The organism is Ruminococcus sp. FC2018 (genome assembly GCF_000621805.1).
Taxonomy (GTDB): domain Bacteria; phylum Bacillota; class Clostridia; order Oscillospirales; family Ruminococcaceae; genus Hominimerdicola.
The window spans coordinates 71,968-92,657 of sequence record NZ_JHXH01000009.1 but is presented as its reverse complement, the minus strand read 5'-3'; the positions used below and the strand labels follow the sequence as shown (position 1 = coordinate 92,657).

At 47.9% G+C, this 20,690-nt stretch carries 22 protein-coding genes; 10 read left to right on the top strand and 12 right to left on the bottom strand.

The genetic code is table 11. The annotated features are described in order from the left end of the window. Window positions 1-17: 17 nt before the first annotated feature. The 7 genes from T494_RS0107725 (at window position 18) to T494_RS0107695 (ending at window position 6,769) form a co-directional block, all read left to right on the top strand. Window positions 18-791 (top strand): ABC transporter ATP-binding protein, encoded by a 774-nt coding sequence (locus tag T494_RS0107725; protein ID WP_028505803.1) that lies wholly within the window; start codon window positions 18-20, stop codon window positions 789-791. Between the two features lie 150 nt (window positions 792-941). After that, window positions 942-1,604, top strand: coding sequence for a response regulator transcription factor (locus T494_RS0107720; protein ID WP_028505802.1), 663 nt, complete (start codon window positions 942-944; stop codon window positions 1,602-1,604). Beyond that, entirely contained in the window at window positions 1,601-2,827 is a 1,227-nt protein-coding gene (locus T494_RS0107715) for a HAMP domain-containing sensor histidine kinase (RefSeq protein WP_028505801.1), read from the top strand. The genes T494_RS0107720 and T494_RS0107715 overlap by 4 nt, the downstream gene beginning before the upstream one ends. 12 nt (window positions 2,828-2,839) lie before the next feature. Beyond that, complete coding sequence (locus tag T494_RS0107710; RefSeq protein WP_028505800.1) at window positions 2,840-3,205, top strand: ACT domain-containing protein; 366 nt, start codon at window positions 2,840-2,842, stop codon at window positions 3,203-3,205. A 14-nt stretch (window positions 3,206-3,219) separates the two neighbouring features. Next, window positions 3,220-5,061: an excinuclease ABC subunit UvrC gene (gene uvrC / locus T494_RS0107705; protein ID WP_028505799.1), complete on the top strand. Its 1,842-nt coding sequence runs from the start codon at window positions 3,220-3,222 to the stop codon at window positions 5,059-5,061. Between the two features lie 24 nt (window positions 5,062-5,085). Continuing rightward, entirely contained in the window at window positions 5,086-5,463 is a 378-nt protein-coding gene (locus tag T494_RS0107700; RefSeq protein ID WP_028505798.1) for a VOC family protein, read from the top strand. Window positions 5,464-5,482: 19 nt separating this feature from the next. Further along, window positions 5,483-6,769 carry a folylpolyglutamate synthase/dihydrofolate synthase family protein gene (locus T494_RS0107695; protein ID WP_028505797.1) on the top strand — a complete coding sequence of 429 codons (1,287 nt, stop codon included), beginning with the start codon at window positions 5,483-5,485 and terminating at the stop codon, window positions 6,767-6,769. 367 nt (window positions 6,770-7,136) lie between these two features. On the opposite strand, the gene gpmI is transcribed toward T494_RS0107695, so the two are convergent. The 11 genes from gpmI to T494_RS0107640 all read right to left on the bottom strand — a co-directional run bounded on the left by gpmI (window position 7,137) and on the right by T494_RS0107640 (window position 17,126). Continuing rightward, a complete protein-coding gene (gpmI, locus tag T494_RS0107690) occupies window positions 7,137-8,717 on the bottom strand; it encodes a 2,3-bisphosphoglycerate-independent phosphoglycerate mutase (protein WP_028505796.1) in 1,581 nt (526 codons plus the stop codon). A gap of 40 nt (window positions 8,718-8,757) precedes the next feature. Then, window positions 8,758-9,534 (bottom strand): triose-phosphate isomerase, encoded by a 777-nt coding sequence (gene tpiA, locus T494_RS0107685; protein WP_028505795.1) that lies wholly within the window; start codon window positions 9,532-9,534, stop codon window positions 8,758-8,760. Between the two features lie 271 nt (window positions 9,535-9,805). Then, window positions 9,806-10,360: a DUF3592 domain-containing protein gene (locus T494_RS0107680; RefSeq protein ID WP_028505794.1), complete on the bottom strand. Its 555-nt coding sequence runs from the start codon at window positions 10,358-10,360 to the stop codon at window positions 9,806-9,808. A gap of 19 nt (window positions 10,361-10,379) precedes the next feature. Continuing rightward, entirely contained in the window at window positions 10,380-11,234 is an 855-nt protein-coding gene (locus tag T494_RS0107675) for a hypothetical protein (RefSeq protein ID WP_028505793.1), read from the bottom strand. A 108-nt stretch (window positions 11,235-11,342) separates the two neighbouring features. Next, on the bottom strand, window positions 11,343-12,563 hold the full coding sequence (locus tag T494_RS0107670) for a phosphoglycerate kinase (protein ID WP_028505792.1): 1,221 nt from the start codon (window positions 12,561-12,563) through the stop codon (window positions 11,343-11,345). 121 nt (window positions 12,564-12,684) lie between these two features. Beyond that, window positions 12,685-12,903, bottom strand: coding sequence for a hypothetical protein (locus T494_RS0107665; protein WP_028505791.1), 219 nt, complete (start codon window positions 12,901-12,903; stop codon window positions 12,685-12,687). A 25-nt stretch (window positions 12,904-12,928) separates the two neighbouring features. Further along, the gene (locus T494_RS0107660; protein ID WP_028505790.1) at window positions 12,929-13,801 is read right to left on the bottom strand and encodes a DegV family protein; all 873 of its coding nucleotides are present in this window, start codon (window positions 13,799-13,801) and stop codon (window positions 12,929-12,931) included. Continuing rightward, on the bottom strand, window positions 13,794-14,339 hold the full coding sequence (locus tag T494_RS0107655) for a tRNA (cytidine(34)-2'-O)-methyltransferase (RefSeq protein ID WP_028505789.1): 546 nt from the start codon (window positions 14,337-14,339) through the stop codon (window positions 13,794-13,796). The genes T494_RS0107660 and T494_RS0107655 overlap by 8 nt, the downstream gene beginning before the upstream one ends. Window positions 14,340-14,344: 5 nt before the next feature. After that, window positions 14,345-15,202, bottom strand: a complete 858-nt coding sequence (locus T494_RS0107650) for a pyridoxamine kinase (protein WP_028505788.1) — start codon at window positions 15,200-15,202, stop codon at window positions 14,345-14,347. Between the two features lie 131 nt (window positions 15,203-15,333). Further along, window positions 15,334-16,308 (bottom strand): biotin--[acetyl-CoA-carboxylase] ligase, encoded by a 975-nt coding sequence (locus T494_RS0107645; protein WP_028505787.1) that lies wholly within the window; start codon window positions 16,306-16,308, stop codon window positions 15,334-15,336. Window positions 16,309-16,331: 23 nt separating this feature from the next. Next, window positions 16,332-17,126 (bottom strand): amidohydrolase family protein, encoded by a 795-nt coding sequence (locus T494_RS0107640; RefSeq protein WP_028505786.1) that lies wholly within the window; start codon window positions 17,124-17,126, stop codon window positions 16,332-16,334. Window positions 17,127-17,300: 174 nt separating this feature from the next. On the opposite strand from T494_RS0107640, the gene T494_RS12660 reads away from it, so the two are divergent. From T494_RS12660 to T494_RS0107625, 3 genes are all read left to right on the top strand, one after another. Continuing rightward, window positions 17,301-17,861, top strand: coding sequence for a DUF6106 family protein (locus tag T494_RS12660; RefSeq protein ID WP_051540219.1), 561 nt, complete (start codon window positions 17,301-17,303; stop codon window positions 17,859-17,861). Between the two features lie 18 nt (window positions 17,862-17,879). Further along, window positions 17,880-19,400 carry a bifunctional ADP-dependent NAD(P)H-hydrate dehydratase/NAD(P)H-hydrate epimerase gene (locus tag T494_RS0107630; protein WP_028505785.1) on the top strand — a complete coding sequence of 507 codons (1,521 nt, stop codon included), beginning with the start codon at window positions 17,880-17,882 and terminating at the stop codon, window positions 19,398-19,400. A 69-nt stretch (window positions 19,401-19,469) separates the two neighbouring features. After that, on the top strand, window positions 19,470-19,967 hold the full coding sequence (locus tag T494_RS0107625) for a hypothetical protein (protein ID WP_028505784.1): 498 nt from the start codon (window positions 19,470-19,472) through the stop codon (window positions 19,965-19,967). Between the two features lie 40 nt (window positions 19,968-20,007). On the opposite strand, the gene T494_RS0107620 is transcribed toward T494_RS0107625, so the two are convergent. Beyond that, a complete protein-coding gene (locus T494_RS0107620) occupies window positions 20,008-20,412 on the bottom strand; it encodes a DUF3592 domain-containing protein (RefSeq protein ID WP_028505783.1) in 405 nt (134 codons plus the stop codon). Between the last annotated feature and the right edge of the window lie 278 nt (window positions 20,413-20,690).

The window sequence follows — 20,690 nt, the reverse complement described above, 5'->3', positions numbered from 1 at the left end:
GAAAAGGAGAAAACATCATGGCTACACAGACTATTCTTAAAGTAAAAGACCTTTGCAAGACATATATCACCAACAAAAAGCAGAACAACGCACTTCGCAACGTCAGCTTCAATGTAAACAAGGGCGAAATGGTCGCAATAATGGGACCGTCAGGCTCGGGCAAATCCACCCTTCTGTACACCGCATCGGGAATGGACGATGCGACCTCAGGCGAGGTAATGATTGACGGCGAAAATATCGCTTCAATGCCGAAAAAAAAGCTGGCAAACGTAAGGCTTGAAAAGATGGGTTTCATCTTCCAGCAGATGCATATGCTTAAAAATCTGACGATACTTGACAACATCATTCTCCCTGCTACCGAGTCTAAGAGCAAAAAGCGCTCACGCAAGCAGATAAGAGAGCAGGGCGAGGCGCTCATGCGCAAAATGGGGATAATCGACACCGCAGGGCACGACATCAACGAAGTGTCGGGCGGACAGCTCCAGAGAGCCTGCATCTGCCGCAGCATGATAAACGACCCGCAGATAATCTTCGCCGATGAGCCGACAGGTGCGCTGAACAGAAGTTCCTCTGACGAGGTAATGGATATGCTGTGCTCGCTCAACCGCGAGGGCACAACGATAATGATGGTTACTCACGATGCAAGAGTTGCCTCCAAGTGTTCAAGGGTAATGTTTATCGTTGACGGAGAAATAAGGGGAGAAAAATCCCTTGGGGTGTTCACCGAAGGGTCAAACATGAGGGAAAGAGAAAGAACACTCAACAACTGGCTTATGGAAATGGGCTGGTGACAAAATATAGACACAGTTCATATTTTGCAAGCTGCAGCACCCGATGATGAAAACACCTTCGTCATCGGGCTTTTGCACTGTTGTGCTTGACAAGCGTTTGCGGCTATGATATTCTTAAATACAGGTAAAATATCCGAATGGGGTGATGGCATGATAGATATACTCATAACCGAGGACAACAAGGAGCTTTCCACGCTGATGAGCGATTTTCTCCGTGCCGAGGGCTACACCGTTACCGTAGCCGACAGCGGAGAAAAAGCTATCGATATTTTTGAAAAATACGGTGCAAGGCTGGTGCTGCTTGATATTATGCTTCCGGGCATGGACGGTTTTTCCGTGTGCGAGCGCATCCGCAGGAAAAATGACACCCCGATCTTTATCCTCAGCGCAAAGGGTGATAAAAGTGACAAGCTGAACGGGCTGATGATAGGTGCGGACGACTACCTTGAAAAACCGTTTGATATAGACATTCTTCTTGCCAAGATCGCAGGTGTTTTCAAACGCAGATACTCCCTGGACGAGGTGGTCAGCGGTGATCTGCGGCTTAACAAAGCGGAAAAAACTGCATTTCGCAATGACAAGCTCCTTGAAATGACTCCAAAGGAGTTTGAGCTTTTGCAGCTGCTTGTGGAAAATGCCGGCAAGACTCTTACCAAGGATTTTCTGTTCGACAGGGTGTGGGGCAGCGACAGTTTCTCCGAACAGCAAACGCTGACTGTACACATAAAATGGCTGAGAGAAAAAATTGAAAACGACCCCAAAAAGCCTGTACGAATACAGACCGTATGGGGTGTGGGGTATAAATTCGTATGAAGAAAAACAGTATATTTATTGCTTTTTCCCTGCTTATCATCGCAGCCGTATTTACAGCGGCAAACATATGGCTTAGCAGCGACGTAAAAACGGAAGGCAGACCTTATAAGGTCGAGATAAACAGACTGTGCAAACAGATAGAAAAGGGAGCGGCTCCTGACATTTCCGGATGTGAGTACGTCACCGCCGTTACGGAACAGTCACAGGACAGCAGCTTTTTCGATTCCAAAAGTGATAATTACATTATAAAAATAAACGAAAAGCTTTACAGATTTGACTACCGTTTCGGCGACAGCGATAATCAAAATGCAAGACTGATACTCAATGTATCCCTTGGTGCGATCAGTCTTTTGCTTATAGCTGTGCTGATCTATTTCCGTATGCGTCTTATCCGCCCGTTCCACAAGCTTTCAAGCGTACCGTATGACCTTTCAAAGGGCAAGCTTACCCAGCCCCTTGATGAGAACAAGAACAGATACTTCGGCAAATTCGTCTGGGGCGTTAATATGCTGCGTGAAAATATTATTGACCAGAAAGAGCAGGAGCTTGAGCTGCTGAAAGAAAAACAGACCCTTATCCTTTCCATTTCCCATGATATAAAAACTCCTCTTTCGGCAATAAAGCTTTATTCAAAAGCAATGACCAAGGGTATATATACAGACAAGGAGAAGCTTGCCGAGGCAGCAAGAAACATTGACAGGAATGCCGACGATATTGAAAAATTCGTGACCCAGCTGACACGGTCGGCAAGTGAGGATTTTCTGCACCTGGAAGTGCAGGAGGGAGAGTTCTATCTCTCAGCTCTGCTGGGATCTGTAAGCAGTCATTACACACAAAGACTTTACGACTGCGGTACGCAGTTTACCGTCAACAATCCCCTTGACTGTATTATAAAGGGAGATTTCCGCCGCAGCGTAGAGGTGATGCGAAACCTTATGGAGAACGCTTTGAAATACGGCGACGGTAAGTATATACACATTTCAGTCACCGAGGAGGAGGGCTGCAAGCTGGTTTGCGTTGCAAACAGCGGCTGTACCCTGCCACAGGGGGAAATGCTGCATATTTTCGACAGCTTCTGGCGAGGCTCAAACAGCACCGACAAAAGCGGAAGCGGACTTGGACTTTACATTTGCAGGCAGCTTATGCTCAAAATGAACGGGGAGATATTTGCCGAACAAAAAGACGGAGAAATGCGCATGACTGTGGTCTTTCCAAAGGCTTAAAAAGGAGTAACAATGAATATACAAAAACTTGACTATGACCTTACCGTTTGCAAGGTAAGCACTTTTGATGAAATAAATACAAAAATCAAGCTGTTTTTTATAAGCAGGACAGATGAAGAAATATCCCTTGTATGTCCCACAAAGGATGTACCGCTTAACACCTGCGCCCGTGAGGACGGCTGGAAAGCCTTTCGTATATGTGGAACGCTGGATTTTTCTCTGATCGGTATCCTTTCAAAGATAACAGATATTCTTGCACGTCACAACATAGGAGTGTTTGCTGTCTCTACCTATAACACCGATTATATACTTGTGAAAAAAGAACGCTTTGATGAGGCGCTTTCTGCTCTGAACAGATCAGGTTATACAATTGTTTGATAAGGAGTTAATAAATGTATATCACCGAAAATGACAACCCCCGGATAGAGTTCCTGCGGGACAAGACTCATAAACTCACCGATTCCCCGGGCTGCTATATAATGAAAAATAAAACCCATGAAATAATCTATATCGGCAAGGCGAAAAACCTTAAAAACCGTGTCAGCTCCTATTTCCGTGCCGGTCAGGACCACCTGCCAAAGGTGTGGAAAATGGTGCAGAATGTGTACGACTACGAGTTTATCGTTACCGATTCCGAATTTGAGGCTCTGGTGCTGGAATGTTCCCTTATCAAACAATACAAGCCAAAGTATAATATTCTGCTGAAGGACGACAAGGGTTACAGCTATATAAAAGTCACAAATGAAGAATACCCACGGCTTCAGGCTGCCCTTCAGAAAGAGGAGGACGGAGCACGCTATATCGGACCGTACACCAGCTCCTTTGCAGTCAGACAGGCTGTCACCGAGGCAAACAAAGTATTCATGCTTCCCACCTGTTCAAGAGTATTCCCACGGGACATAAAAAAACAGCGTCCCTGTCTTAACCAGCATATCAAGCTCTGCATGGGTGTGTGCACCGGAAGGATAAGCAAAAATGAATACAATCACATTGTTGACCAGGCGGTGAATTTTATAACCAGCGGCTCACAGGACTCTGTAAAGCGTCTTACAAAGGAGATGAACGAGGCTGCGGAAAACCTGGAATTTGAGAAGGCTGCCAAGCTCCGTGACAGGATAAACGCTATTAACAAAGCAGCCGAGAGCCAGAAGATAATTGATGAGAAAATAAAAGATATGGATATTGTTGCCGTTGCGCAGAACGCACAAATGGCTTGTGCCAGCGTGCTCATGTATCGTGGCGGACGGCTGTTTGACAAATCCGACCACTTCCTGGGAGAAAAAATGGAAAGCTCCCAGATGCTCGAGCAATTCCTTATGCAGTATTACTCTTCCAGAGATAAGATAGTCAAGGAAATACTCATCGAAGAGGACTTTGAAAACCGTGAGATCGTGCAGCAGTATTTGCAGCAGAAGGCAGGACACACCGTCCGTCTTTTCGCACCCCAGCGAGGCAGCCTTGTGCGCCTTACCCAGCTGGCAAAGTCCAATGCCGCCGAGTTTATCTCAAACAAGACGGGGAGAACAAAGCGTGAGGTCACCGCACTTGAAGAGCTTTCCAAAGCTCTGGGACTTGAAAAGCCCCCTCGGTTTATCGAGTGTTACGACATCTCAAACCTTGCCTCCACAAATATGGTTGCAGGCATGGTGGTTTTTGAGAACGGCAGACCCTGCAAAAAATATTACAAGAGATTTTCCATAAAGACTGTTGAGGAGCAGAACGACTACGAATGTATGCGTGAAGTGCTGCGCAGACGGTTTGAAAACTACTTTGAAAAAACCGACGAGGGATTTTCAATAATGCCCGACCTGATACTTCTTGACGGAGGAAAGGGGCACGTCAATGCTGTGGAGCCGATGCTCCGGGAAATGGGGGTAAACTGCCCTCTGTTCGGACTTGTAAAGGATTCATGCCACAGAACAAGAGCTGTCGCCACGGGAGATGGCGAGATCGCTCTTTCAAAAAACCGAAGCGCATTCAATCTTGCCACCGCCATTCAGAACGAGGTGCACCGCTATGCTATAACCTATCAGGCGAAAAAGCACCGCAAGAATGCCTATCAGCTGGAGCTTACCAAGGTTCGGGGCGTGGGAAAAAAGAAAGCTGTCAAGCTGCTTACCACTTTCAAGACCAAGGAAGCTCTTAAAGCAGCGACCACACAAGAGCTTGCCAAAACAGCAGGAGTAAACCCCGAGACAGCTGCACAGCTCAAAGCCATAATCGACGAAATGTGACCGTAAAGCAGCGGAGGTAACACTATGATAAAAGGCATACACCATATCTCGATGAAATGTAAAACAAGCAAGGAGCTTCAGCGGGTCAAGGATTTTTACATCGGCGTGCTGGGAATGAAGCTTCGTCGCCAATGGGACGGCGGAATAATGATAGACACCTCAAACGGCTTGATAGAAGTGTTCTGCGGTGAGGAAGGCGAGCACCGAAAAGGCGTGATACGCCACGTTGCATTTGAAACGGATGACGTTGACAAAACCGCAGAAAAAGTCGCACAGGCTGGCTACGAGATCTTTATACAGCCCAATACAAGAGTCATTGATTCTGACCCGGAGTATCCGCTGCGAATGGCATTTTGTTACGGACCGCTGGGTGAGGAGATGGAGCTGTTCAGCGAATTATAAATCAAAAAGGATAATAAAAATGATAGAAAACTCAACTGAAAGATCGGGCATAGATTTTATAAACTCCTTTTCCCATTCCGGAAAGCCCGTCAAGGACCTGGGGCGGATAAGCCGCCTGCTGGACACGTTGGGCAGACCGCAGGACAGCTTGAAATTTGTCCATGTTGCAGGCACCAATGGTAAAGGCTCCTGCTGCGAGATGTTCAACAGCGTGTTTATGGAGGCAGGCTTGCAAACAGGGTGTTTTACCTCCCCCTATATCCTGCACTACAACGACAGGATAAGGCTCAACGGTGAGGACATTGACGACAGAGAGCTTTCACAGCTTGCCGCAAGGGTCAAGGCGGCGGTGGATATTTCACCCGACAAAAATGACTTTTCCCAGTTTGAAATATCTCAGGCTATTGCCTTTTTGTACTTTGCAAAACACAAATGCGACATTGTGGTGCTGGAAACGGGACTGGGCGGACTGCTTGACTGCACCAACGTTATCACTACCCCTGTGCTGACGGTGATAACCACCATTGACCTTGACCACACGGCAATACTTGGAGACACTATCGCTGAGATAGCTGCACAGAAAGCAGGTATAATCAAGCCCGGCGTACCCTGTGTTCTGAGTGTCAATAATTCCCCGGAGGCTGTAAAGGTGGTAAGTCAAACCGCTGCCGAAAAAAACAGCCTGCTCATAATCCCTGACACCCGCAGACTGACTGTCAAAGCACTTGACTGCTTCGGTTCAAGCTTTGAATACAGCGGTATGAACTATAAACTGAGCATGGGCGGTGAGCACCAGATAACAAACGCTCTGAGCGTTATCCATGGGTGCGGACTGCTTAAAGATACATTGGGACTGACCGACGATAACATTCGCAGAGGAATTGGAAAAGCTGTGCTTAGCGCACGGGTAGAGGTGCTTTGCAAAAAACCTCTGACTATCCTTGACGGCGCACACAATCCCGACGGACTGCGTGCGCTGGCAAAGGTGCTTTCGGACTGCAAAATGAAATGCCATGCAATTATAGGAATGTGCAAAGACAAGAATATTGATGACGCCGTTGCGGCACTTATCTCCTATGTGGACGAGTTTTACACTGTGGACGGCTTCTCGGACAGGGCGATAGACAAAGGTGAGCTTGCGGCAAGGATAGCTGCGCTCGGCGGTGAGGCACAGCCCTGCGCACTGCCTATAGATCTACAGATAAAGGCTCTGCAAAAAGTGCACCCAAACGATATGACGCTGATATGCGGCTCACTTTATCTTGCATCACAAGTTAAAACGGATATAAAAAAAGCTGAGGCGTGAAAACCTCAGCTTTTTGTTTTAAATATACGCTGTGCGCTTTATTCAGGGGGCTTTCCGGTCGCCCCCTACTGTTCGCAAGCGAACAGTTTACCCATTCGGACATACATCTACCACTATGTGAAAAGCCATAGATCATATATGTATATGATTCGATTGTGAGTGCTCTTTTGAAAGGCTTTCTTCAAGTCTCAATTCTAAGCTCTCACTACTTTTTCGTTGTTTGGGTCGCAGACCCAAACGGCGAAAAATCATTAAAAGTTTTAGGGGTGGGGTTTGTGGGATGGAGCAACCGTTACCACGGTTACTCCGGAGAATGGCTATGCCATTTTCCAACCTTCTTTCAAAAGGGTTTTCCCCAACCGAATCATTATATCATTGAGTCTTCCCAGCAATCGGGAGCCTTGATTCCAAATATCTTCAGCACCGTTGGTGCAACGTTTGCAAGGCCGTACTTTGTGCTTTCAGCATCGATTATCTCGTACTTATCCTTGCTTACGATGAAGAACGGAACTCTGTTGAGAGAGTGAGCTGTTCTTACATTGATCTCGCCCTTCTTGTTCTTTTCAAGCATCTCATCGGCGTTGCCGTGATCGGCTGTGATAAGAACTGTGCAGTCGTACTCCTGTGCCACCTTGAGCAATCTGGTAAGACCGATATCAACAGCCTCAACTGCAACGATCGTGGAATCCATCGAACCTGTGTGACCTACCATGTCGCCGTTAGGATAGTTGCATCTGATGAAGTCGTACTTCTGCGACTTGATAGCCTCGATCATATCGTCGGTTATCTCTGCGGACTTCATCCAAGGTCTCTGGTCGAATGAAACGTTGTCAGAAGGGATCTCTTTCCATGTTTCAAGCTCCTCGGAGAACTTCTCGGAACGGTTGCCGTTCCAGAAATATGTAACGTGACCGTACTTCTGGGTCTCGGAAACAGCGTAGGAGTTAAGCCCTGCATTTACCAGCACCTCAGAAAGTGTGTTTTTGATCTCGGGAGGATTTACAAGGTAGTTGTTAGGGATCTTCAGATCGCCGTCGTACTCCAGCATACCTGCATAAATAACCTTTGGCATAACGCCCCTGTCAAAGTGCTTGAACTCTGCTCCGCCGTCAAATGCCATTGAGATCTCCAAAGCTCTGTCGCCTCTGAAGTTGAACAGTACAACGCTGTCGTTGTCCTCGACCTTGCCTACAGGCTTGCCGTCCTTTGCGATAACAAAAGGAGGAAGATCCTGGTCGATAGCCTCTGTCTCGCCTCTGAGAGCCTCAACTGCCTCAAGTGCAGTTGCAAACTGTCTGCCCTGACCGTGAACATGGGTGTTCCAGCCAAGCTCGACCATGCCCCAGTCAGCCTGATATCTGTCCATAGTGATCTTCATTCTTCCGCCGCCGGATGCGATCTGTGCATCAAAGGAAGCATCGTTAAGCTCTGCGATGCACTTTTCAAGATCCTCAATATAGATAGGTGCGCTTGTTGCGGGAACGTCACGTCCGTCGAGCAGGATATGGCATCTTACCTTTGCAACGCCCTCTTTTTTGCACTGTGCAAGCATTGTTTTAAGATGAGCGATATTCGAGTGAACGTTACCGTCGGAGAGCAGTCCCAGGAAGTGGAATGTGGAACCGTTGTCCTTAACGTTTGAGATAAGCTTTTTCCATGTTGCAGACTCAAACATCTTTCCGCTTGCGATAGACTCGTTTACCAGCTTTGCTCCCTGAGAATAGATCTGTCCGCAGCCAAGTGCGTTATGACCTACCTCGGAGTTACCCATATCGTCGTCTGTGGGCAGTCCCACAGCATCTCCGTGAGCCTTCAATGTGGTGTGAGGACACTCCTTCCACAGTCTGTCAAGGGTAGGTGTGTTTGCCTCTGTTACAGCATCTCCAAGATGTGTCTTGGAAATTCCCACACCGTCCATAACAACAAGTACAACTGTTTTTTTACTCATAATATATCTCCATTCTACTCACTTATAGTGAACTGTATTATCAGCCTTCAACAGCAGCCTGTACAATTGTGTTGAAGTCGTTTGCCTTGAGGGATGCACCGCCGATAAGTCCGCCGTCAACATTCTCCTTGGAGAGAAGTTCTGCAGCGTTGCCTGCGTTCATTGATCCGCCGTACTGGATAGTAACTGCCTCTGCGGTAGCCTCGTCGTAAAGCTTTGCCAGCATCTTTCTGATGAATGCGCAAACCTCCTCAGCCTGGTCAGCTGTTGCGGTCTTGCCTGTTCCGATAGCCCATACAGGCTCATAAGCGATAACGCACTTTTTGATGTCCTGTGCAGAGATATCGTAGAAATCAAGCTTGATCTGCTTTGCGATAACTTCCTCTGTGATGTTGCACTCACGCTCCCAAAGCAGCTCGCCAACGCAAACGATAGGCTTCAGACCTGCTGCAAGGGCAGCCTTTGTTCTCTTGTTTACCGTTTCGTCTGTCTCACCGAAGTACTGTCTTCTCTCGGAGTGACCGAGAACAACGTACTCAACGCCCAGCTCCACCAACATATCAGCAGATATCTCGCCTGTGAACGCACCGCTCTTTTCAAAGTGGCAATTCTCTGCACCGATCTTTACGTTTGAACCTGCGGTTGCATTGATAGCAGTTTCAAGGTTTGTGAAAGGCACGCAAGCGATGACCTCTACCTTGCCCTCAGCGTTGGCAACCAGAGGCTTGATAGCCTCAAGAAGCTCCTTAGCTTCGGGTCTTGTCTTGTTCATTTTCCAGTTTCCGGCGATGATAGCCTTTCTTACCGACTTTTTCATAGTAAAAACTCCTTTTCTATTGATTGGGCAATTGCCCTATTATTAAACAATATCATTGTTTTCCGACCTTTTATTTATCTCGGAGCAAAGCCCGATGTGAGCTTGCTCGACATCGGCTGCGACGAGGCGATCTTTGCCCGTGGGAGCGCAAGCTCCCTACGGATTTTGGCGGTGCTATCCGCCAAAAGACCGTGTGCACTTCACCGCCATTAGCGGTGAAGGACATCGGCAATTAGATTATACTACATCCGTACCGTTTTGTCAACGCACATCAGCTTATTATCATCATAACTCCTATGCCTATGAGAAGCAGTGCAAGAACGACCATGCCAAGTCCCAGCTTATTTTTCTCTGCCGGCTCCTGCTGCTCACCGTTTTCCTCTGCCAGTGCAGCCGCCTCTTCCGCCTGCTTGTCGTAAACATAAAAGTTGTTGGGATCGCCGGGCTCATACATGATATCGATTATCTGACCTTTCTCGTACCCGTTGTCGGGGATAGTCTGCTTATACTTTTCCCCGTCCACTTCATACACCATTGTCCACTCGATTATCTCACGCTCTCCCTGACCGTTGAAATCGGGCATTGTGGTTTTCACCTTATTTTGTATCTTTGCTGTGGCAGGAACGTGAGTATCCTCCTCGGGAATATTCTGGGAAGTTGAAAAATCCACCTTGAATCCGTTATAGACTTTTATGCCCACATAGATCATCATTACCCCTACTACAGCAAGTATTATCCCGATTATTCCCTGCCAGCTTGAAAACACGCCTTTAAGCGGTGTTTCACTTGATTCATCTGCCAGCACAGCCAAAAATTCCATTTTCATTCTTTCCTCTCATATTCTTTTAATATGTATCCCCGGTACGCTCATCGAACGTCTTTTGCATACTTACTATGTCATGCATTACCAGTTGTTTGTCGCATATCAGATCGAACCCGTCAAAGGTGTCAATGTCCTTGAGCATCATGTCTTTTATGCTGTCCGCATTGGCATAATCCCTCATAATGAGGTATACACCCATAAGCGCAGTGTTTCTGGTAAAAGCAAACTTGCGTGTCCTTTTTATGGACTTTTCCATGGCGTTGAGATTTTCCATTGCGCCCTGCATATTTCCGTTCATTGCCTGAAACAAAGCACCGTTTGAATAATGCTCAACAGCCAATGCCCCGGGATGAGACCTGCAATACTCCCCGTTTATGCTCAGATAGTTGTTGTACATCACAGCTGCCTCGGGAAATCTTCTCTGCTTTATTCTCGTCTCTGTGAAAAGCTCCGAATAATAGACCTTTGTGACAACATCGTACATTTGCAGCTGTCCGGCGACAGCAAGCTCACTGTCCGCCCCGTCCGGATCGTCCATTGCCAGATAATACGAGGCAAGCACACAGTGGTCTCTTGCACTCAGCTTATACTTTCTCGCCCTTGCATACGCCTCAATAAGCTCCGGACACGGTCCCTTTTCATCAAGCAGCCTGTAACACTCTATATTTTTCTTTGTTATCACGCATATCAATGCAATGAAAAACAGCATTACCCCCACTGTTATCACCAGACATATTGCTGTAGGGACCCAGTACCCCTTCATCTCAGCATTCGGAAGGCTTGAAGCAAAAACCAACAGATCAATACACAGATTTATCGCCATTATCATTAACAGCAGCCGACCGTTGGCTTTTATGCTTTTGAGGTAATACTTCATGTTCTCTCCTTTTTCTCAAAACAGAAAAGGGCAGGCATTTTTGCTGCCTGCCCCAAGCTTTCATTACCAAGACTTATGTCGTTTATTGAGTATTCAGCCTGTGGAATATTACTTATCTGCTATAACGTCGATACCCGGAAGAACCTTGCCCTCAAGGTACTCAAGGGAAGCTCCGCCGCCTGTGGAGATGTGGCTCATCTTGTCTGCAAAGCCCAGCTGGATAACAGCTGCTGCGGAATCGCCGCCGCCGATGATAGTAGTAGCATCTGTCTCGGCAAGTGCCTTTGCAACTGCAATAGTTCCCTTTGCCAGAACAGGGTTCTCGAACACGCCCATAGGACCGTTCCATACAACTGTCTTTGCGCTCTTTACAGCGTCGCCGAAGAGAGCTGCTGTCTTGTCGCCGATGTCCAGACCCTCCATGTCAGCAGGGATGCTGTCAGCGTCAACAACGCTTACGTCGATCTGAGCGTCGATAGGATCAGGGAAGCCTGCTGCGATAGTTGTGTCGATAGGAAGAAGCAGCTTCTTGCCAAGCTTTTCAGCCTTTTCCATCATTTCCTTGCAGTAGTCAAGCTTGGTGTCGTCAACCAGTGAAAGACCAACTTCCTTGCCCTGAGCCTTGAGGAATGTATAAGCCATACCGCCGCCGATGATAAGTGTGTCGCACTTTTCAAGCAGGTTGTTGATAACGTTCAGCTTGTCTGCGACCTTTGCACCGCCAAGGATAGCAACGAAAGGTCTTACAGGATCCTCAACAGCGTTGCCCAGGAAGGTGATCTCCTTCTGCATGAGGTAGCCCACTGCTGTTTCCTTGACAAACTTTGTAACGCCTGCTGTGGAAGCGTGTGCTCTGTGAGCGGAACCGAAAGCGTCCATAACGAACACCTGACCGTCAACCAGATCTGCAAGCTCCTTAGCAAACTCCTCGCCGTTCTTTGTCTCCTCATTGCCTCTGAATCTTGTGTTTTCAAGAACAACGATATCGCCGTCGTTCATCTCGGCAACAGCCTTCTTTGCATTGTCGCCTACAACTGTATCGTCAGCTGCAAAAGTAACCTTTGTGTCAACCAGCTCTGCAAGTCTTGCAGCAGCGGGAGCAAGTGAGAACTTAGCCTCCGGACCGTTCTTGGGCTTGCCCAGATGTGAGCAAAGCACTACCTTTCCTCCGTCAGCTACAAGCTTTTTGATAGTAGGGAGCGCAGCTGTTATTCTGTTATCGTTGGTAATAACACCGTCCTTGAGCGGTACGTTGAAGTCAACTCTCACAAGAACTTTCTTTCCCTTTACGTTAATGTCATCAACACTAACCTTGTTTAATCCTGCCATAATTACAGACATCCTCTCTTTATTATATTTGGGGCAAGCCCCATGATTTACATTTTATCGCCGCCATTGGGTTGTCTATCCCAAAGCGGTCTGCGTGATATGCAAGCTTTCAGCAGTGCTGTTATTTGTCGGCATTTTCCCTGCCGCTCTCGTCATTGCCGCTTTTGTCATTGCCGCCTTTTGAATTGATGATCGCTCCCGCACCTACCATAAGCAGACCAACAACAAGTGCCGTGATCGACCATACTCTGTCCACGTCGATAAGGAATCTGCACCAGCCTGTCACAAGTATTATGGCGATACCGCCGCCCATAAGTATCCACGGCAATCTTCCGTTCATTCAGCACTCCTCCAAAAGCTCAATTTCACTTATGCTGTGCCTTGAAAATAACACCCACAACTCTGGGACCTGCGTTGATCGCTATTGCCGCACCGATCTGGAAGTATTTTTCCGGCGGATAGCCGACCTTCTTTATCATAACCTGAGCCATTTCCTCCATTACCGTCTCGTCGTTTCCGTAAACGATACAGTAGGGTGTCTTAGGTATCATGTGTTCAACAGTAAGATCAAGTATCTTCGGGATCACTGCCTTGTCGCCCCTGACCTTAGTCTCGGTAACTATCTTGTTATCCTGTATCCTCATAACGGGCTTGAGTCCCATGACCTCACCCACAAATGCCGCAGCGGAAGGTATCCTTCCGGACTTTCTGGCGTATTTAAGAGTATACGGAGCAAAGAAGATAACACAGTTGTCTATCCAGTCCTTCATAAAAGCAACGATATCCTTTGCAGCCATACCCTTCTTTGCTTTTTTTGCGCCCTGGATAACGGCGTATCCGTAGCCGCCGGTATAACCTCTGCCGTCGATGTTGTAAAAGTTTATCTTTCCCTTTGCCTCCGGGTTCTCCTCAAAGAACATATCCACCGCCATAACGGAGTTGCCGTATGTAGATGAGCCCTGGCTGTTTATGGTGGTGTTTATCACATCGGTGTAGCCTTGTTTGTAAAGATCCTTGTAAACCTCGGCATACTCCATTGCGGTTATCTGTGATGTAGTAGGGACCCCGTCATATGCATCCAGCATCTTATAGAACTTCTTGTTATCGAAATCCACACGGGTGGTGTAGCTTTTATCGCCCATTGCCACCTTGAAATTAAGTATCATTATGTCATACTTTTTTTCATATTCCACCGAAATGTCGCTGGCGGAATCCGTAAGGAATTTTATTTTAGCCATTAAATATATCCTCCCCGCTATCTTGCCAAGTGTATTGTGTAAGCTGTCCCTTAGTGGAAAGCTCGGGATATCCCCACTGTCTGAGCACCTCATAAGCCGCTATTGCCACGGAATTTGAAAGGTTGAGACTGCGCAGGGTCTTACGCATGGGTATCCTTACGCATTTATCGGGATTATCGTAAAGCAGCTTTTCGGGCAGTCCCTTGTCCTCTCTGCCGAAAATAAGATATGTATCCTTGTTTATGTCATAAACGGCATCCGAATGGACCTTTCTGCCCTTTGTTGTGAACAAGAACATATCTCCGCTGTTTTTTGAAAAGAACTCATCAAGGCCTTCATATTCATATATCTCAAGCTTATCCCAGTAATCCAGCCCTGCCCGTCTGAGCTGGCTGTCGGTTATGGTGAAGCCGTAGGGTTTTATCATGTGCAGCACCGCACCGGTAACTGCGCAGGTCCTTGATATGTTCCCCGTGTTCTGGGGTATCCTCGGCTCTGCCAGGACTATGTGGAGCCTGGGTCCCGTTTTTTTATCCAAACTCATCATATCCTCACACAGTCGTTGTACTTTCTGTCCGAAAACAGCTTCCCCAGCTCGCCTTCAAACATCAGTCCCTCTGTCCACGGTCTTTTGCATCTGTATGTAACTCTCACCGAATGTTCGGTGAAATCTCCCGCTCTGTTAATAGCCACAGCCAGGTCGTCACCCTTGAGTATGCTTCCTATAAGCACGCTGGCGAACATATCCCCTGTTCCGGAATAATGTGCCGGCACAAGCTTGTTGTCCAGCCGCCAGAAGCTGCCGTCGGCTTTGTTGTAGCCCACAGTAGCCATGTTCCCGTCCTCAAGCATAACGCTTGTTATAACCACGGTGTCCGCTCCCATTTCCGAAAGACGCACCAGCCATTTTTTGATAAGTTCCTGTGATACTGCATTTTTAGGGTACTGTTCCCCAAGGAGTATCGCCGCCTCGGTAAGGTTTGGAGTTATTATGTCCGCCACTGCCACAAGCTCGCCCATTCTGCCGCAAAGCTCCTTGGTGTAGGTGGCATACGCCCTGCCGTCGTCCCCCATTACAGGGTCGACCAGCTTCAGAGCATTTGGAAAGGCTTTGAAAAAGTCAAGGCAGTGGTCTATCTGCTCCGCAGATGCCAGAAAGCCGCTGTATATGCAGTCAAAGTCCACCCTGAGCTTCTTGTAGTGTTCCAGCACGGGCACCATAAAGTCTGTAAGGTCGTGCATTACGAATTCGCCGTAGCCCGTATGAGCCGAAAGCACCGCCGTGGGAACAGGACAGACCTGTATACCCATTGCGCTCAGAACAGGAATTATCACCGTCAGGGAGCATCTCCCCAGACCGGACATATCCTGTATTGCGGCGACTTTTTTTATCTCTCTCATAAAAGCACTACCCTCACAACACATACTTATCAATTTATTGTAACATATTTTTTCTCATTTTTCAATAGGTAAACGGTCATTTTTGCAAATTATCTCACAGTTATCAACCGTTATTTGCCGCACAGCAGTCATCAGCGCCGTCTTATGCTTATCTCTCCGCTGGAGATCAGCCTTTTTTCGCCGTTTTCCATTTCCACTTCCAGTCTGCACTCATCGTCCACATCTATTATCCGGCAAGGGGTCTTTTGCTCCCGGCTTATGATATATATATCCTCGCCCTTCCACATCAGCCTTTTGCTGTATGCACGGCGGAACCCGCCTTTTTCAATATCGTGGTAATAGTCCATAAAGCTGCTTATTATCCCCGCCGCCAGCTTGTTTTTGAGCTGGGATACCGTGTTATCGGCAACAGCACCGGCAACGTCCGCTATCTCGTCGGGGAACCCCCCTTCGGGAGCGTATACATTTACCCCGATACCCAGCACAGCGTAGTCAAATCCGCCGTTTTCCACCGACACAGCCGCCTCGGTAAGTATGCCGCACACCTTGGCTCCGTTAAGATAAACATCGTTGACCCATTTGATATCGGGCTTTCTTCCCGTTGCGCTTTCTATTGCATCGCACACGGCAAGAGCTGCGCAGGTGGTTATCCGCATTGCCCTGAACATCTGCATTTTCGGTCTCAGCAGGATACTCAGATACAGTCCCGTGTCCTTTGGGGAGTAAAACGACCTTCCAAGTCTTCCCTTGCCCCCTGTCTGCTGTCTGGCAATAACTACCTTGCCTTCCGCCTCACCTTTTTTGGCACATTCCTTGATAATATCGTTTGTACTGTCCACACAGTCATAGACCAGGATATCCATATCACGGCATCTGTGGGAGAGATGCTTTTTCACTCCGCTGAGCGTAAGTATATCTCCGCCTGTTTCCATGCAATATCCCTTATTGGTCACCGCAGTTATCTCAAAGCCCTGCTTCTGAAGGGCTCTTATTGCCTTCCAGACCGCTCCCCGTGTGCAGCCAAGCTGCTGGGCAAGCTCCTGTCCGGATACGAACTTTCCGCAGTTTTGTTCAAGAATACTTGCTACTTTTTCTTTTACGGACATAGCTATCCCTCCTTGCCGACCGCTCACAGTCCCAGCAGTCTTTGTGCGTTTATCCCCAGTATCTTTTCCTTGTCGTCGTCGGATATCTTCAGCCCCAGTATCTTGTCCCGTATCCTGTCGGGTCTGTCCCAGGGCATATCGCTGCCGAAAAGAATCCTGTCGGCACCATGCTTTCTGATTATTTTCGTCATTATATCGTCAGGGCATCTCCATGAGGTGAACGCAGTGTCAAAGTAAACCTCACCGTCTACTCCCGCGAGGATATCGTACACATCCTGCCAGTGGTCGTTGCAGCCAAGATGGGCAAGTATTATTTTCAAGCCCTTGTGACGCTTTATCATTTTCAGCGCAGGTCCGGCCATACAGTGTATAAGATCGGGTGAAAGCACGTCGAACCCCGAATGGAATATGACCGGCAGATCTGCCTGCTGTGCGGCGTCCAGCACCGGGTCGACCTTAGGATCGTCCACCATAAAATCCTGATAATCCGGATGGAGCTTTATTCCGTGCAAGCCCCTTTGCTTTATCCTGAACACTTCCTCCACAGCATCCTGTGCATCCGGGTGAACGCTGCCGAAGGGGATGAATCTGTGGCTTTCCTGCTGCTGTGCCCAGTCGTTTATCACTGTCTGCTGGCTGGGTTTTGTGGCAATGGACAAAAGCACCGACTTGTCCACTCCCCACCTGTCCATACATTCCACCGTCTGCTCCACAAGCCCCCTTGTGTAAGGGGTTATGCCGCAGCGCTGAGCAAGAACACTTATTGCTTTTTCAGCTATCTTAGGGTTGAATGCGTGTACATGAAAATCAATTACCATTTTATCTTCCCTTTCCCTGCTTTATGCTTATATCCATATTATTTTACCACATTATTCAGCTTTTTTCAACAATCAATGCTATATTTTCGGCAAATCTTGCAAAACCCTTGAAAAATAACTTGCAACGTGTTAAAATATTAGGGAAGTTTAATAAAACGAAGGGAGCATTTTTCAGTGGTAACAGACAGTTTTATGGAGCAGGTGGTCAAAAAGACACCCACACAGCGTGATAAAGTGCTGGGAATAATGGTGAAGGTATCTGCCTTCGCCCTTGCAATGGCACTTATATTTACCGCAATGGCGTTTGAGTCTAAATTTGCGCCGCTTGCAATATTTCTTGGCATACTGGCAATTTATTTTTCTTTCAAGCTTGCCAAAAAGCTGGAGATAGAATACGAGTATATCTTCACCAACGGTGAACTGGATATTGATAAGATAATTGCCCAGAGCAAGCGCAAAAGGCTTTGCTCACTGAGTCTGAACAATATCTCCGAAATAGGCATCTGGGACGACGATATGGAGGTCGATGCAGACAGCACCATGGTGCTTGCATCGGACAACAGCGGTGAGATGAAAGAATTTTTTATCAATTTCAAATACAAGGATTACGGCGATACCACACTTTTCTTTTCGCCCAACGACAGACTTGTCAGCATGATGATACCCTATCTCCCCAGAGAGATACGAAACGAGTTCACAAAGATATATACCCCGGTTCAAACAGACGAGGTGTAAAAAAAGGGGGGGTCACAAATGGAGCGCATACTTACCGTGCAGCAGATGGTCAACTGCGAAAAGCTTTCCCATAACAGCGGCGTCAGCCTTTCCCGTCTCATGGATAACGCAGGACAGGCTCTGGGGCGTTTTGTGCTCAAAGCCTGTATGTCCGGCGGTGTGCACCGCTGCCTTATCCTTGCAGGCAAGGGCAACAACGGTGGAGACGGCTTTGTCTGCGCAGATTTTCTTGCGCAGTCCGGAGTTGATGTGACCGTTATGCTCCCATGCGGCGACTCAGCCACAGATCTTGCAAAAGCGGCATTTGCAAAGCTTGACCCCAATGTGACCATACTCCGTTCGTCCCCGGACAGAGACTTTTTCTCAGGATTTGATGTGATCGTCGACTGCCTCTTCGGTACAGGCTTTCATGGCAGTCTGACAGGAGATATTGCCGGTGTGTTTGCCATTGTGAACTCGACCGATGCAATTCGTATCGCCTGCGACCTGCCTTCCGGGTGCGACGCCTCAAACGGGCTTGCAGACAAGGATTCTTTCAAAGCACACATGACGCTGACCTTCCACAGAAAAAAAGCAGGGCTGCTCCTTTCTCCGTGCAGGTATTTCTGCGGCAAGGTCACGGTGGCGGATATCGGCATACCACAAGGCTGCGAGACCGACCCATTCACCGTTGAGCTGTGCGACAAGCAGTACGTCAGGAGCATACTGCCCGAAAGACTTGCCTACGGCAACAAAGGTACATTCGGTAAGGTCACCGCTGTGTGCGGCAGCCATAGCTATATCGGTGCTGCGGGGATAAGCGCATTGGGTGCTTTGCGCAGCGGAGTGGGACTGTACGAGCTTTGCTCGGCAGATAAGGTCATAAACTCGCTTTCATCACGTATTCTTGAGTGTACCTACACCCACCTTGAAACAGATAAAGACGGCTTTCTCACCGCAGCCAACACACAGGTGCTTATTGAAAAATCAAAACGCTCCCAATGTATGCTTATAGGCTGCGGTCTTGGGCACACACAGCAGACTGAACAGCTGGTGGCTGAGCTGGTGATGAACAGCTTTTGTCCCCTGGTGATAGATGCAGACGGCATAAATTCCCTGGCGGCGAATATAGATGTATTACAGAAGAAAAAATCCGATGTGATACTTACGCCTCACCCCATGGAACTGGCACGGCTGTGCGGAAGGGACATTGAACAGGTGCTTTCCAACAGGCTGGATATTGCCCGTGAAACAGCCGGAAAATACGGAGTTACCCTGCTTTCAAAAAGCTGTGAGAGCTTTGCGGTGGACAGTGACCGGTGTATCCTGACAGATACAGGCAATACCGCCCTCTCCAAAGGCGGCTCGGGAGACCTGCTGGCAGGCATGGCTGCCTCTTTGATCGCCCAGGGCTGCAAGCCTGTTGATGCCTGCGCAGGGGCAAGTTATATCATGGGCAAAACCGCTGAGATGCTGTGTGAAGGCTCCTCTCCAAGAAGCGTTCTGCCAACGGACATTGCCGCTTCTCTGGGAAGATATTTCGCACAGCTTGAGGCATAACACATCGCATTAAAAAACACGGCTTTCTTCTGGTTTCGGAAGAAAGCCTTTTTTTACGGAGGGAAAACAATGCACCTTAAAAAGTATCTTTTGCTGCCCATTGCAGCCCTGTGCCTTACCGCCTGTGCAAATTCCGCCGGCGCAAAGCCCTGTGACATAGACGAAAAGTTCAGCTGCCGTGTTACCATGACCCACCACGAAAAGCAATATACAGCCGATGTTAAGCGAGCCGATGCAGACGTGTGGGAAATGGAGTTTTCACAGCCGGATACCGTCAAAGGGATGAAAATAGGTCTTACAGGCAAGGTGTGTACCATGGAGTTTATGGGGCTGAAATATGAGCTTGACCGCAGCAGCCTGGGAGGTATGTCCATGGCAGATACCTGCTGCGGTGCGGTGGAAAAGCTAATAGGCAAAACAGATGTGAGCTGTTCCAAAGAGGGAGAGGACATAATCGAAAAAGCTTCCCTCAACGGACAGGATTTTTCCGCACGCTTCAAAGACGGCGAGCTTAAAGAAATAAGCTTTCCCGGGGAGCTGAAATATGAATTTGAAAACAGCCAGTAAAAAAGACCTTTGGAAATTACCAAAGGTCCGTTAGGATAGCTTATGCAAAAATAAGTGTTGCCACCGCTGCCGCCAGTGCAATGACCATAAGCAGTATGCCTGTGCCGTAACCGCTTTTCTGTTTTGCGGTCATAAACTCCTTGGGCTTGAGCGGATTGAACTTGATGTTCACCTGCGCACCCACCTTATATGCCTTGCGGTCTTTTGAAGTCGCCTTTGCGGTGCGCTTGAAGGTCTCCACTCCCACTTTGTACTCAAGCACAGGTCTGTAACTGTATGACTTGTTGCCCTTGTCATCGGTGTCTGTGTCACGCTTTATGTCCACGATAGTTGCAACAGCAGGCTCGGTGCACCTCTGTTTTCTTTTCACAGCCATATAAACCATGAGAAATCCCACAGCCAACACAAGTCCCTCAATGATAAGCAAAATGCCTTTGACACCCATAACAAACGCTCCTTTCAAGCTAAAACTTGTAACCATTATAACACAACGATATCAAAAATGCAACAGCGGATTTACAGTTCGGATAAAATTCGGCTTTTCGTATTGACATTCTATCCCTGCCATGCTATCTTTATGCCAAAGACAGACAGCTGTCTTTTCACCACGCAGCAACAGGACCTTTGCTCTGACCGCACGCAGATGCTGCCGATTTTTCATCTGCACAGCACAGGCGAAGAAACCTGTTGATGATATATTTATATCTCCGTACGTCCCGTGCT